Genomic DNA, 15177 nt, shown 5'->3' with positions numbered 1-15177 from the left:
AATGATTACATGATATTTATGATTGGATTGAGGAACTATAATGTCCATAATCGTTCAACTCAAGTTCGAATATGGACATTAAAGAAAATCACTGATATCGCAGTGACTGGATGCCAAAGTTAGTAACTTGTTTTATACAACCGCATTATTTTTTATCTTTATTGAATCATTATAGAAGGGTAATTGAAATGCGTCGCAAAAATTTTGTCTTTATACTATTCTTGTGGATAGCAATATCAGGCCATCCACAGAATAATAATCCCGATGTTGCACGAATTCTTATCAGCGACACCCTCGATGCAGTCCATTATTCAATCTATCTAAATATTGTTGATTTACCTTCACAAAACCTCATTGGGTATACCGAAGTTTCAATCATTCCAAAATATGACAATATTAACGACATTCAGCTGGAACTACTTCAGTTAGCTATTGATTCTGTGATAGTAAATGGTTTTCAGGTCAATAACTACACATATTCTGATCCATTGATAAACATCCCTCTACCAGAACCGGCAAATACAGGAGATACTATTAAAGTCAGAATTCGCTATCACGGAATCCCTTTTCATGAAGGATGGGGTGGTTTTCACTGGGCTGGGCAATATTGTTTCAACCTGGGTGTTGGCTTTGAATTAATTTCTCATAACCTCGGTAAAGCCTGGTTCCCCTGTATTGATGATTTTCATGACCGGGCGACTTATGATTATTACATCACCGTTGAAGAAGATAAAACTGCTGTCTGCGGTGGGATCCTGATGTCTGTCACCACTAACGGTGACAATACCAAGACCTTTCACTGGCAGATGAGAAACACGATACCTGCATACCTGGCATCAGTTGCAGTTGGTCACTACGATCTTATCACCGATACCTATAACGGAATCCGATCCAATATCCCCATCAATTTCTATGTTAGACCTTCCGATTCAATACATGTATATGGTTCATTTATAAATCTTAAAGAAATTCTGGCTATTTTCGAAGAACATTTCGGCCCCTATCCCTGGCCACAGGTTGGATATGTCAGTACAGCTCTTGGAGCTATGGAACACGCTGCAAACATTGCCTATCCATATGGTTGTATCAATGGAGGTCTGACCTATGAGTACCTTTATGCACATGAAATCTCCCATATGTGGTTCGGTGATAAAGTGACCTGTGCATCTGCAGAGGATATGTGGCTTAATGAAGGTTGGGGAACATTTTGTGAGATGTTTTACCTGGAGGATCTATATAGCTATGAAGACTATATTGAAAATGTCAACACTATGCACAAAGAAGTCCTTCAGTATTGCCACACTCCGCAAGGGGACGGACAATATTTTGCATTATACGGTATTCCACCCGAATATACTTATGGTATGACAGCCTATAAAAAAGGAGGAATCATCCTGCATACCCTTCGAGGATATCTCGGAGATAGCCTGTTTTTTAATGTCAGTAAAGGATTTCTGGAGGAATATGCGTATAATTATATGTCGTCCTTTGATTTGCGAGATTATATCAATTCCCACACCAGTGTGGATGTCACTGATTTTTTTGATGCCTGGGTCTTTTCGCCCGGATTTCCTCACTATTCAGTTGATTCGTTCACTGTATCACCCGTTGGTAATAATTATGATGTCAGGGTTTATGCCCGGCAGAAATCAAAAGGTGGATGCATTCTTGCCAATTCCAATAAGATCGATATTACATTTATGGATAGCCAATGGAACGTATTTACCGGCACTCTGAATTTCTCGGGGCTAACTGGAAATCAGGTCTTCCCGGTTCCTTTTGAACCTAAGATCGTTATGGTTGATGTTGAAGATGAAATTTGTGATGCCACAACTGATGATGAGATGGTTATAAAAAATTCTGGAGAGTTCGATTTCTCCGATACTTTTTTCAAACTAAATGTCGTGTCTATCAATGATTCTGCCTATATCAGAGTTTCACACAACTGGGTTGCTCCTGACAGTCTTAAAAATCCGGTGAATGGTCTAAAATTATCCGACTACCGGTATTGGAAAATTGAAGGAATATGTGAGCCAGGAATTAATGCTACAGGTATATTTCAGTATAACAGGAACAATTACCTGGATAATACCCTCATCGTAAATTCCGAGGATTCAGTTGTTATATTATACCGGGAAAATGCGGGTCATGACTGGCAATCCATAGATTTTACACAAATGGGAATATGGAGTATTGGATACCTATACGTTCCCAACCTACAGATGGGCGAATATACTCTGGCTGTTTGGGATCATTCTGTTGGGACAATAGAGTTAAAACCTGCAGATAAGAGCTTCATGAAGATTTATCCCAATCCCACGTATAACCAGATCACCATAGAATTTTTAAAATTACAGCAAGGCTCCATTCTGATATTTAATAATGAAGGTAAAACATTAGATAGTATACCAATCAGCCCGTGGCAGCAAAAATTAAATTGGCATGTCAATAATCTTCCCAATGGCACCTATTTCATCCAGTTCAAAAACCTGAATAATGAGATTCTGTCTACTGAAAAGGTTATCGTGCTGAAATAATATGATAACTGACTAACAAGCTGAAACCATGAGGAGATGAATGCAGTTGCCAAATCAATTATCTTTACATCTTCAAAGTCATGATTCATTTTGAAAACTTTTTTTTATGAAAAAACTACTTTTATTCCTTAGCATAATATTTATAAACATTTCGATATTCGGGCAAAAGCACTATAATAACTATTCGGGGATAAGTATGGGAGTATCTGTACCTTTAAGCGATTTTGCCAGCACGGATTTAAATAACAAGTCGGCCGGCTATGCTATGTCAAGTTTCTTTCTGAGTTTTGACGGGGCCTATCTGTTTACACCCTACATTGGCATAAATGGGATGTTCTCATTTGCCAATAATACTCTAAATACCACGATGCTCAAGGAGAATCTTAAGAAACGGATTCATAGTGAATACCCTGATCTGGTCATTCCAGAGGATCTTGATATCAGTTACAATCTTGGGGTCTGGAATCATATCGGATTGCATATCGGACCTCAGGTTAGCCTTCCATTGGAACGCTTAAACATTGATTTCAGAGCATTGGGAGGTCTGAGCTTTGTTTTGCCTCCCAGCAACGAACTGTATTTTTTAAATAAAGAAACCCATCAGGAATTCAGGTCCACCAGTGAAAATAAAGAGGCCATATCATGGGGATATACACTAGGGGCAGGATTCCGGTACCTTATGTCAAACCGTTATATCCTGCGTTTAGTCATAAATTATACATACGCCATCGCCTCTATCGAGATCAATGATAGTATCACAGAGGAATCCGGACTTCCACCTGATTTAATCTATAACAATTACAACCAGCCTGTAGGAGCTTTGCAAGTCGGTATAGGAATCGCATATCATTTTTAAGACCTCCACCAAAATCCATCGGAATAAATGAGAGGAAAAATAAGGTCATATTGCGGAACCAAACTGCTTTAAAAACCTCAAATCATTTTCAAAGAATAACCTGATATCCTTGATCTGGTATTTTAGGATGGTAATTCGCTCGATGCCCATACCAAAGGCAAAGCCAGTGTATTTGTTACCGTCAATTCCACAATTCTCAAATACATTTGGGTCAACCATGCCACAGCCAAGGATTTCGACCCATCCTGTATATTTACAGATATTGCAACCTTTGCCTCCGCATATATTACAATGGATATCCATTTCAGCTGAAGGTTCAGTAAACGGGAAGTAGGAAGGTCGCAGGCGAATATCCGTCTTCTCACCGAACATTTCTTTGGCAAAATACAAAAGGGTCTGCTTGAGGTCGGCGAATGATATATTGATATCCACATATAATCCTTCTACCTGATGGAAAAAGCAGTGAGCCCTGGCTGAAATGGCTTCATTACGGAAGACACGGCCTGGCAACAAAATCCTAATTGGAGGCTTGGTTTTTTCCATCACCCGTATCTGGACAGATGAGGTATGGGTACGAAGAGAGACCGGAGGATACTCATCAATGAAAAACGTGTCCTGCATATCTCTTGCCGGGTGTTCTTCCGGGAAATTTAATGCGGTGAAATTATGCCAGTCATCCTCAATCTCCGGCCCTTCAGCAACGGTAAATCCTATTCTTGAAAAAATTCCAATGATCTGGTTACTGATGATTGAAATTGGATGACGTGATCCTATCTCAATAAAATCGGCGGGGAGTGTGAGGTCGGTTTGTTTAATATCGGTACTGACATTTAATTCTATAGCCTCTTTTAACCTGTTCACTTTATCCTGCGTGGCATTTTTCAACAGGTTGATCAATTGTCCTGTTTCTTTTCGCTCATCAGGAGCAATGGTTTTAAACTCTTCAAAAAGCCCTGCAAGAATACCTTTTTTACCGAGAAACCTTATCCTGAACTGCTCAAGTTGCTCGATATTATCAGCCGTGAACAGACTGACCTCTTCAATATATTGTTTAATTTTTTGCTGCATATGGCCTTTGAAATCTTTGGATAATCAAAGAGGACCTTTATGTCCTATTTGACAATTTTCATGGTCATCTTAATATCTTTCAAAGGACGGTCGCCTGTACCAGTTTGAACCGAGGCAATTTTATCGACGACATCCAGGCCAGAGACCACCTCACCAAACACGGTATATGCTCCATCTAAATGTGGTGCCCCACCAATAGTTTTATAGGTATCTCTTTGTTCTTGCGTAAATGGCTTCCCTACACGCTTTTCTATATCAGCTAGTTCCTGATCGGTAAATTTCTTGCCCTGAACAATATAAAACTGACTCCCTGATGATTTTCGTTCGGGATTTACCTGATCACTCATGCGGGCTGCCGCAAGAGCACCTTTTTTATGATAATACTTGCTGACAATTTCGGCAGGTAAAGTATATCCCGGGTCAGGCTTCCCATCAGCACCCTGCCCGCCCTGAATCATAAAATTCCTGATTATCCTGTGAAATATCGAACCATTATACCAACCATTATTCACCAGTTTGATAAAATTATCACGATGTTTTGGGGTTTCATCATATAATGCCACTTTGATATCACCATATTCGGTTGAAATGATGATTTTGATCCGTTTATCTGTCTGACAGGAAGAAATAGTTGAGAGCATCATCACTGCAATAAAAAGGTTAAATAATCTTATGGTTGTCTTCATAATCTTTAACAAGGTTTACGATAAAATTTAATTAGCCCGTAAAATTAACAAAGTCTTCAATACATCGGAATAAATTTATAACAGGGATAATCTGCCTAAGTCTTTTTAATAAAACCCTGATTCCGTTTTTCATTATAGCAACTTCTGCAGAGGGGCTCATAGTTGTCCCGTTCACCAAGCAATACAAGTTTCTCTTCTGAGGATGTACGGTGAGAATAGTGGGCCAGGTTGCCACAGGCAATACAAATTGCGTGAACCTTGGTTACATATTCAGCAATTGCCATAAGTTCAGGGATGGGGCCAAACGGTTTGCCAAGGTAATCCATATCGAGGCCGGCCACAATGACTCTGATTCCGGTATTAGCAAGCTGATTGCAAACCGGTACGAGTTCGGAATCAAAAAACTGGGCTTCATCAATACCGACCACATCGACTTCATTAGCCAGTAATAGAACTTGTGATGCAGATTGCACCGGGGTTGAGTTGATGCTTTTTTCATCATGGGATACAACTTTTAGCAAGTCATATCGTTTATCTATCTCGGGTTTAAAGATTTCAACCCGCTGTTTGGCAATTTTAGCCCTGTTTAAACGACGTATCAATTCTTCAGTCTTGCCTGAGAACATAGAACCGCATATCACTTCTATCCAGCCAGTCCGGCTGTTATTGTTCTTATTTTCCAAAAACATATTTAGTGAGATCGGATAATCTTTATAATTTTATATGGTAATTTTTACAAATTTAAAAAAAACCCGAGGAAAACCTTAACAGTTCAATAAAAAGACATGAACGACAAAGAAATCATTCTTGAGGTCATCCAGCAGACACTGGAGGCTATCACCGAGCAGGATACCATAATCCGAAACCATAAAGGCCAAATCCCCCAAATAGAGCTCGATATCATCATGGATAACATTCGTAAACTTTATGAAAACTATCATCAGTTGAACGATCAGAACAGGGAGGAAAAAATACGGATTCAGGAAACATTCAAGCAAAAAAAACAACCAGCTCCCCGCATTGTCTCCAACGAACCCAATATCAGCGAAGTGCAGGTAGAAGCTGAAACAGATGAGAATCGACCATTGAAAATAATTGATATCGGATTTAGCAAAAAAGAAGAAAATGAAGTCCTCGAGAAGGCTAATCATACTGAAGAAAAAGATGCACCAGAAGAAGATATAATGCCGGAAAATTCTCCAGGCATTCCAGAAGAACTGGAGAAAACCACCGACGAATTCACCCTTGATCTGTTCTCCGAGCAAACTGTTACCCTTGCTGATAAATTGAAATCTTCTCAAAAGACGGTCAGTGATAAATTCTCAAAAGAAAAAGAAGATAAAAGCCTTGCCGCTAAAATGCAGAAAACTCCAATTGCTGACATAAAATCATTTATCGGCATCAATGACAGGTTTATCTTTATGAATGAACTTTTTGGGGGTAATATGAAAGTTTATGATGACTGTATCAATAAATTAAATACTTTCACTGAGTTTGATGAAGCGATGACTTACTTCAGGTGGATGAAAGAACATTATGGTTTGAATGATAAACTTGAGTCATATAAACGTCTGCTGGAGTTCATCCATCGTAAATACCAAAAGTGAAAATCCCTGAAAAGATGTTCAAGATCCTGGCGGTAGTTATTTTAACCCTAGTGAATTTATTTACTTCAGCTCAGGATATTGAATATGTCCGCCATGTTGTTAGTATACTTTCATCCCCGGCTCTGAAAGGAAGGGGATACGTGAATAAAGGGGATAAAAAGTCAGCACAGTTCATTCAAAACGAATTAATAAAAAACGGGGTACAATCATTTCCCTTGGGATACCTTCAACACTTCTCTTTCCCTGTCAACACATTTCCCTTCAAACTCACTTTCAGGATCGATGGACAATCCCTCATACCGGGCATTGATTACCTGATAGCCTCATCATCACCTGGTATCTCAGGAACCTTCAAAACGGTGTACCTTGAAAAATTCCCCGATAGCAACAGAAGGATTAATGAATTAATCGATACATCCGACTTACATGAAAAGTTCATCATTACGGATATTAAAAATGCAGGATTACGAGATACCAACTGGTTTCATGAGAAAGGAGTTATTTTTCTCACCGACAGTAAACTATCCTGGCGAATGTCTGATAGTTATCACATCAGGGATTTTGTTGTGATTGAAGCCAGGAGAGACATTTTTCCGGCGACTTTAAAAACAATTACTCTTAAGATAAAGAACCGCTTCTATCCGGATTACATATCCCAAAATATTATCGGGTATATCAAAGGAAAAACCGATACAAAAAATTTTATTGTCTTTACTGCTCATTATGATCATCTGGGCAAAATGGGGGGAAAGACCTATTTTCCCGGAGCACATGATAATGGCAGCGGTGTGGCAATGGTACTCAACCTGGCGAGGTATTATGCACGACCCGAGAATCAGCCTGATATTTCTATTGCATTCATTCTATTTGGTGGTGAAGAACTGGGATTACGCGGATCAAAATATTACACTGAACATCCTGTTTTCCCCCTTGAAGATATCTGCTTCCTCATTAATCTTGACCTAGTTGGCACAGGCAGCGATGGTATCATGGTGGTCAATGGATCAAATCTGGAGAATCCATTCGAGCTTCTGACAAAAATTAATGAAGAATACAAGCTGCTGAAAGAAATCAAGAAACGACCTGCTGCCCCAAACAGTGATCAGTACTTTTTCTTCGAAAAAGGAGTACCGGCATTTTTTATTTATTCGCTGGGAAATGAATATTCTGAATATCATAATTTAAATGATAAGGCATGCGGATTGCCATTTACAAAATATGATGATCTTTTCCGCTTAATGACAAACTTTGTGTCGTTGATAGCAAAATAAATATGCATGAGTAAATTGTACCTTGTTCCCACTCCAATAGGTAATTTGGAGGACATTACATTAAGGGCTCTCAGAGTACTGAAAGAAGTCGATATAATCCTGGCCGAAGACACACGGACAACAGGGATTTTACTTAAACATTATGCAATCACTACCAGGCTTATGTCCCATCACAAGTTCAATGAACACCGCAGCCTGGAAACAATTACCGAAAGGATTTTAAACGGGGAAAATATCGCACTGGTGAGTGATGCAGGCACACCAGGCATCTCTGATCCGGGATTTTTGTTAGTCAGGGAATGCATCAAAAAAGATATTATTGTGGAATGTCTTCCTGGTCCAACTGCATTTGTCCCTGCTCTTGTCAACTCAGGAATTCCGAATGATTGCTTCCTTTTTGAGGGCTTCCTGCCTCAGAAAAAGGGACGACAGAAGGAACTGAAAGAGTTGGCTAAACAGCCATATACGATAGTGTTCTTTGAATCACCCTACCGTCTGTTAAGAACCCTTAAACAACTGGCAGAATATTTTGGCGACAACAGGAAAGCATCAGTATCACGTGAAATCACTAAAATCCATGAAGAAACAAAGCGAGGCCTCCTTTCAGAATTGATAGAATATTTTAAAGAAAAAAAAATCAAAGGAGAAATCGTTATCATCGTCGAGGGGAAAAAATAGTGTTTTCATAATAATTGCCGAAAAACCCGTAAGTATCGCCTTTCTCAGGCTTTTTTTGTTCGAATCTGAACAAAAGTGTTACCAAGTGAACACAAAAATATATAATAAAACGAGGTAGTATAATTTATAATAAATTGTATTTCAGTAATTTACCAACTGTGGCATTATAGATGTTGTTATGGCCTTCGTGTGATCATCCTTAAATGCCACCAGCCATGAAAACAATAATTGCCTTACTTTTATTCACCATTATCTTCACATTTCCTTTCAGCTTGCAGGCTGATTCAGATCATGATCCCGGTAAATCATATCCTTATAATGCCATTTCATTAAATGTTGCGGCATTATCGGCTAAATTTGAACTAAAGGAAGAAGCCTATATTAATGACATTCCCTTTGATACAAAAAGGATTTTCGCGGAGGCGAATGATGAACTTGGTTGCCATGTCATTTATGGTTATTCTCCTTTGCTTGAGGAAGAAAAATACATTGATGATATCCCATTCAATTCTTATGATATTGCCAGTAATACAAACTATGGATTTTTCGTCATCAATCCAGCATTGAGAACTTTCGATGTTGAGGAAGAGGCATACATCGATGATATTCCATTTGATACGGAAAGCATTTATAAATCATTTGATTCATTAGTCATTTTCACTGAAAAAAACGATAAAAATTATCTTATTGAATCATTTGATTTACAGGACGAAGGATATATTGATGACATCCCTTGGGATACAAAACAAATGTTTGCGGAGTATCTCAAATATCCCGAGAATACCCGAAAGTTCCAGATTGAAGGCTCTGTGGCAGTCAATTTTTCATATAATGAAGAGGGTTACATTGAGGTTGGTGAAGCCAGCTCAAACAGTGACGAATTAAAAAATTATGTTGTTGGGATCCTCGAAGAAATCAGGCTCACAAAAGGAATAGTTGAAGTTGGCAAAGACTACTATGCCCGATTCGACTTCAGGTTACAATGACCTTTTTCCCTGTTTATCTCCCTATATATCTCCTCCCGTCGAAAGGCGGGATTTTTTTTATTTTACTGACTTGGTGACTGTCACTTTATCATTTAAGTAACTTTGTGTCTGGCAACCATCTCCAGAATTGGCAACATACAGTTTATCTTTATAAAGCATAAGCGCATGGCCTTAAAAAAACATCAGGGAATTACTGAAAATCCAATCCTCGAGATTTCCAAAACGGATAATATTGATCCAAAGGAGTTGCCATTATATTCTACAAGAATTTCAGCCGGGTTCCCTTCACCTGCGGAAGATTTTATAGATAAGAAACTGGATATCAACGAATACCTTATTAAAAATCCAGCTGCCACATTCATTGTCAAGGTACATGGAAACTCTATGATAAAAGCGGGTATTTATGATGGAGATTTGCTGGTTGTCGACCGTTCTCTTGAATCCAGAGATGGAAAAATTGTCATTGGTGTGATAGATGGTGAATTTACAGTAAAAAGAATCAGCAAAAGAGGAAATAAGTATTTTCTTGTTCCGGAGAATGAGGAATTCAAAGCCATCGAAATAACGGCCGAGATGGATTTTAAGATTTGGGGTATTGTAACATTTGCTGTTCATAAATTATAAAGTAAGCTTCAAGCTACAAGCTACAAGTTGAGCGAAACGCAGTTGAGCGAAATCCCGACTTAGTCGGGATTACAAGTCGAAGGAGCCGATGTTTATATAAAACACAAAGTTGATCATCAGCAAATAATATAGAGTGCATATGGTGAATTGTGGTCATAATTTAATAATATGCCTTATACCTATGATTATCAACGGCCTGCATTAACAGTTGATGCGATAATTTTACGAAAGGAGAGTGGTCAGCTGTCAATTCTGCTTATTCAGCGTGACAAGCCTCCCTTTGAGGGTATGTGGGCACTTCCCGGTGGTTTTATGGATATCAATGAGACCCTTGAGGAAGCCATTGAGCGTGAGCTATGGGAGGAAACGGGATTGACCGGCATCCATCTTCATCAGTTTCATACTTTTAGCGCATTAGGCCGTGATCCACGCGGTAGAACCATATCGGTAGCCTATTATGGCTTTGCAGATGCCGTGACGATTCCGAAAGCTGGTGATGATGCTCGCGATGCCCAATGGTATTCTATCAATTATTTACCGTTAATGGCTTTTGACCATAATCAAATTGTGAATATGGCATTACATCGACTCGTATTCAATGGAAAGATACAAGACCCAACTTTCTGACTTGTTTAAATGATTATTATTGAAAATACCAGTATTTCAGAAGATATTCTGAACGTAAAATTTGCCTGCGATCTGGGGACTTGTCATGGAGCCTGCTGTGTTGAAGGTGATGCCGGTGCTCCCCTGGAAATTGAAGAGATTTCACTCCTGGAAGATTATATCGAACAAATAAAATCCTTCATGACTCCTGCAGGGATTAGTGTTATTGCCCGATCCGGAGTTTTTGACTATGACATTCATGGACATTTCGTCACCCCTCTTGTCAATGATTTGGAATGTGCTTTTGTTTTTTTCGAAAATGGTGTTGCCCGATGTGCTATTGAAAAAGCCTATGACGAAAAGAAAATCAGGTTCCGGAAGCCTGTTTCCTGCCATCTCTATCCCATACGAATACAATGTTTTAACAATTGCGATGCTTTGAATTATCATTCCTGGTCAGTTTGTTCCAGTGCACTAAAAAAGGGTATAAAGGATGACACCTATATATTTCAGTTTTTAAAAGAGCCTCTTATCAGGAAATATGGAGATAAATGGTTCAAGAAGATACTGCGGATTAAAAACGATAAAGCCGGAAATCAATAAAATTTGATCTTACCTGCTGCATATACCAACATACGCAGCAATAACAAGCCATGCTTAAATCTTGATATATTCGTAGAGCCATATTTTCGCTCATGATATCGTACAGGCAAATCAACAATCTTAAGATTCAATTTAAAAGCTCCAAATAACAGGTCGAAATCGCTGAAAGGATCAAAATCCCCAAAAAAGATCCTGTTTTTGATCAGTTTCATATAATCCTCCCTAAAGAGAACCTTCGTTCCGCATAATGTATCTTTAATGGGTTGTTCAAGTATCCATGAGAACATGACGCTGAAGAATTTATTCCCAAGGGTATTAAGAAAACGCATGGCATGTTTTTCAAGGGGATAAACTAACCTTGAGCCATTGATAAATTCACCTTTTCCTGAGGCAATGGCATCATAAAATTTTGGAAGATCCTCAGGGCGAACTGTGAGATCAGCATCAAGAATCATCAGGATATCGCCTGTTGCCAGAGAGAAACCCTTGCGCACCGCATCTCCTTTTCCTTTGCCATCCTGACGGGCTATTTTAATATCATGTGTAAGCAAATGGTTTTTTTGAACAGCCTGTATCCCATCCCATGTATTATCTGAAGAGTGACCTTCTATAAAAATGATTTCCAGATGTTTGCCAAATTCCGGAAGACGTTCTAAGGCAGTCCCTATATTACCCATTTCATTCCGTGCAGGAATTACAACAGAAACCGAATACTTTTTATCTGAGAGCCTGTTGGTATCAGGAAATGGCCTGGCAAAGACATACCTGTTCAATGTCAGAAGATTGAACAGGGGAAGCCGGCCAAGAAAATTATTAAAGAACCAGCTGAGAAGCGGAATGTTAAAGGGGACAAGCAGACTGCGGTTGTACCGGTATGTCTCAAAGCCTGAGAGATAAAGTAAATTAATAATATCTTTTGTCGAAAGCCAGTTTTGGTATGGAGCCCTTTTCTTGATATGAATGAATTCCGCCAGACGGATGAATGGCTCCCAGAGAAAACTATAATAGGTGATAATGATTCTTGTGCGATCGTGGCAAACTTTGTGAAGTTCATGGAATGCTCCCTGGATATCATTCAGGTAGCCGATCAGATTGGAGAGTATAATCACATCGAACTTTTCATCCAGATGGAGATGTTCGGCTTCCATCACATGGAACTCGGTTTGCGGGAACTGCTCCCTGGCTTTTGACACCATGGCATCGCTGAAATCAATCCCAACCTTGCGTTTTCCCTTTACAGATGCTATAAGTTCACCGGTACCACAGCCAATTTCAAGGACTGAAAGATCATCATGCAAAAAATAATTACAATAACGAGTGATAGAATCCCAATAATAGGATCTATTTTTCCGGTATTTGATTCTTGTTGTTGCCTGTAAATCAAAATAGTCCTTATTCATTTTCATCAATTATCCATGTTTACTTATTTTCGAATCCCGAATGTATATTTTTTCACTTATTGCCTGAGATACTGTTATATAATATCTCAATAACAGCGGCCGGTTCATCATCTTCTGAACCAATCTGATGGATTTTTCGGAAGAGATTAGGGTATTTGGACTGAATAAAGCTGACATATCGTTCCACAGTATTGATTGTTATGTTTGTTTTTTGGTTAGGATTTCTTCGCAGGCTGGCCAGAATGAGATAGTCAATTTTCCTATTTCTCAGATTACCGAGCAATTGATCAGGTTCATACACGAGATAATCTTTGACTTCATTACGCAGTTTATTGAACAAAATATCAATATCAGTTTCAAAGGGAATGCCATAATCACTTAGGCCAAATTTCAGGACATCGCTGAGACTATCTGGCAGTAAATAGACTCTGAAATTGTAAGTGTGAAAACCTATGCCGGTTTGATCATAAGTAATGCTCTGAAGCAAGGCATCTGTGCTTTGTATCAGATCAATAGTGAACCTGCCAGTAGAGGGAATTTTCCCCAGATCATCCTCATTTATGATGATGTATTTCCCTCTTAAAGTACTAAGCTTATCAAGGTAGCTTTTCAGGTTCGTACTGGGCACCTTATCTATTGAGGCGAAATATCTGCCATTTGTATGGATAAATGATACCGATGCTTTCCTGCAGCCGATTACTTTATCCTGGGGTATATTTTTTGAGGCCCACTGACTGATTTTTATATAATTAATCCAATCAGGTGTATATCCATACAGGTTATTACCCATTATATACGCTTTAAGAGCAGGCATATTCAGTACAGATAAATGAACAGTTCTTGAAAAGGAAGTCAGAAAAAGGCATATCATAAGTATTATCGGTAAAAACTGCAGCTTTCTTAACATTTTACTTTTAGTCAGAAAATAAATCCCTGAAAAACAAAACAATAATATCCAAGGAAGAAAAATGACAATAAGCCGATATTGATGCCAGAGGTTCTGTAAAATAATAAATGTGATGCCGATCATCAATAGAAGATAAATTCCCGTGAAAAGCAGGTATCTGTTTCTACGAAATGCATGATAGAAAGCAAGAATAAATAATAAAAAAGCAATAATGGACAGTAAAATGAATGGTTTGCTTGATTCTGAGGTGAGTCCCAGAAAGATATAGAGATCTTTTGAAAGATAAGACTGGGAGTTATCATAAAATCGCTTAATAAATCCAGCCACATTTTCATTCCCATATTCAGGATTGTAAGGATGTTTTAAGAATAATGTCAGGGCTTGTGACTGAAATTGTATCTGGTTAGTATGCCAAATGATGGTCCTCAGAGCGCTGAAGGTGAGAGTGAACAACAGGAAGCTGATGATGATCCAAAGAACAGGCTTCCATTGTTTTTTCAGGATAAAATACAATATAACTGCTATAATAGTGGCGTAACCGATGCTGCGTGCCAGGGATGAAACAAATATCATGAAACCTAAAAGTAAATAAGCCCTATAATTTTCTTTCAATGATAACTTCTGTACTTCCCTGTTGATAAAGTATTTAAAGAATACATAGAACAGAAGTATTTGCAAAAACATAAAAAACGTTTCAGAATAAGTCTGGATTCCATAATACAAAAGCAAACCACACACTGAACTAATAATCAGTGCAGAAATGAGGATTACTGACGGCACTTTCCCGATAAATAATTTATAAAAAAAGTACATAAAACCAAGCAGGAATAAAAAAGATAATGCCTTTAATACCAGCAAATTGATACCGAAAATCAGAATGAAAGGGCTTAAAATGATGGGGTAAAGGGGTCCCTGAAATGAGGGATAGAAGAAATGATGGATAAAGTCATATGCCCGAAGAATATAGGTGGCATCGTCCCCTCCTGTGCTTACTTTTATGTCCATCATTAACAGAGTAAAAATGGTAGTCAGCAGCATTGCCGCCCATAGAAATATGGAGCTGTATTTTGTAATCCACGAATCTGCTTTATCCAATAATTCGGACCGGCCTTGGGTTGAGTGTACAGTTTTCATTAAAGATTGATTGATATATTCTATAATTTGACCCTTTAAAGATAAAAAAATGCTGTAATAAATAAACTTATGATATAATCGAGTAGGAAGTGAGTGATTAATTCACTCACTGTCCTCTCACACCACCGTATGTGCCGTTCGGCATACGGCGGTTCGTAAAGATAAAGATTTAGAGTAAACCTCGGAAAGACCGGAAAGACCAAGTTTGCGAAAG

The 15177-nt window shown here is 38.5% G+C and carries 14 protein-coding genes; 9 read left to right on the top strand and 5 right to left on the bottom strand.

Annotation, left to right across the window (positions count from 1 at the left end):
* The first annotated feature begins 188 nt into the window (after window positions 1-188).
* Window positions 189-2537 carry a M1 family aminopeptidase gene (locus NT175_10000; protein MCX6235034.1) on the top strand — a complete coding sequence of 783 codons (2349 nt, stop codon included), beginning with the start codon at window positions 189-191 and terminating at the stop codon, window positions 2535-2537.
* Between the two features lie 106 nt (window positions 2538-2643).
* The gene (locus tag NT175_09995) at window positions 2644-3393 is read left to right on the top strand and encodes an outer membrane beta-barrel protein (GenBank protein MCX6235033.1); all 750 of its coding nucleotides are present in this window, start codon (window positions 2644-2646) and stop codon (window positions 3391-3393) included.
* Between the two features lie 45 nt (window positions 3394-3438).
* Here NT175_09995 and NT175_09990 read toward each other — a convergent pair whose 3' ends face one another.
* From NT175_09990 to NT175_09980, 3 genes are all read right to left on the bottom strand, one after another.
* The gene (locus tag NT175_09990) at window positions 3439-4461 is read right to left on the bottom strand and encodes a phenylalanine--tRNA ligase subunit alpha (protein MCX6235032.1); all 1023 of its coding nucleotides are present in this window, start codon (window positions 4459-4461) and stop codon (window positions 3439-3441) included.
* 44 nt (window positions 4462-4505) lie between these two features.
* Window positions 4506-5147, bottom strand: a complete 642-nt coding sequence (locus tag NT175_09985) for a peptidylprolyl isomerase (GenBank protein MCX6235031.1) — start codon at window positions 5145-5147, stop codon at window positions 4506-4508.
* 95 nt (window positions 5148-5242) lie between these two features.
* Window positions 5243-5836, bottom strand: coding sequence for a thymidine kinase (locus tag NT175_09980; protein ID MCX6235030.1), 594 nt, complete (start codon window positions 5834-5836; stop codon window positions 5243-5245).
* 96 nt (window positions 5837-5932) lie between these two features.
* On the opposite strand from NT175_09980, the gene NT175_09975 reads away from it, so the two are divergent.
* The 7 genes from NT175_09975 to NT175_09945 all read left to right on the top strand — a co-directional run bounded on the left by NT175_09975 (window position 5933) and on the right by NT175_09945 (window position 11522).
* A complete protein-coding gene (locus NT175_09975; protein MCX6235029.1) occupies window positions 5933-6754 on the top strand; it encodes a hypothetical protein in 822 nt (273 codons plus the stop codon).
* A gap of 14 nt (window positions 6755-6768) precedes the next feature.
* The gene (locus tag NT175_09970) at window positions 6769-8025 is read left to right on the top strand and encodes a M28 family peptidase (GenBank protein ID MCX6235028.1); all 1257 of its coding nucleotides are present in this window, start codon (window positions 6769-6771) and stop codon (window positions 8023-8025) included.
* Between the two features lie 6 nt (window positions 8026-8031).
* Complete coding sequence (rsmI, locus tag NT175_09965; protein MCX6235027.1) at window positions 8032-8703, top strand: 16S rRNA (cytidine(1402)-2'-O)-methyltransferase; 672 nt, start codon at window positions 8032-8034, stop codon at window positions 8701-8703.
* Between the two features lie 215 nt (window positions 8704-8918).
* Complete coding sequence (locus tag NT175_09960) at window positions 8919-9689, top strand: hypothetical protein (GenBank protein MCX6235026.1); 771 nt, start codon at window positions 8919-8921, stop codon at window positions 9687-9689.
* Between the two features lie 165 nt (window positions 9690-9854).
* Window positions 9855-10313, top strand: coding sequence for a translesion error-prone DNA polymerase V autoproteolytic subunit (gene umuD, locus NT175_09955; protein MCX6235025.1), 459 nt, complete (start codon window positions 9855-9857; stop codon window positions 10311-10313).
* A gap of 168 nt (window positions 10314-10481) precedes the next feature.
* Entirely contained in the window at window positions 10482-10940 is a 459-nt protein-coding gene (locus NT175_09950) for an NUDIX hydrolase (protein ID MCX6235024.1), read from the top strand.
* Between the two features lie 9 nt (window positions 10941-10949).
* Window positions 10950-11522: a DUF3109 family protein gene (locus NT175_09945; protein MCX6235023.1), complete on the top strand. Its 573-nt coding sequence runs from the start codon at window positions 10950-10952 to the stop codon at window positions 11520-11522.
* Here NT175_09945 and NT175_09940 read toward each other — a convergent pair.
* Both NT175_09940 and NT175_09935 read right to left on the bottom strand, forming a co-directional pair.
* The gene (locus NT175_09940) at window positions 11516-12928 is read right to left on the bottom strand and encodes a bifunctional class I SAM-dependent methyltransferase/glycosyltransferase family 2 protein (protein MCX6235022.1); all 1413 of its coding nucleotides are present in this window, start codon (window positions 12926-12928) and stop codon (window positions 11516-11518) included. The genes NT175_09945 and NT175_09940 overlap by 7 nt on opposite strands.
* 46 nt (window positions 12929-12974) lie before the next feature.
* Complete coding sequence (locus NT175_09935; GenBank protein MCX6235021.1) at window positions 12975-14963, bottom strand: hypothetical protein; 1989 nt, start codon at window positions 14961-14963, stop codon at window positions 12975-12977.
* Window positions 14964-15177: the final 214 nt, after the last annotated feature.

The organism is Bacteroidota bacterium, assembly GCA_026391695.1.
Lineage (GTDB): Bacteria > Bacteroidota > Bacteroidia > Bacteroidales > JAGONC01 > JAPLDP01.
This window is presented reverse-complemented; position numbering and strand designations above follow the sequence as displayed.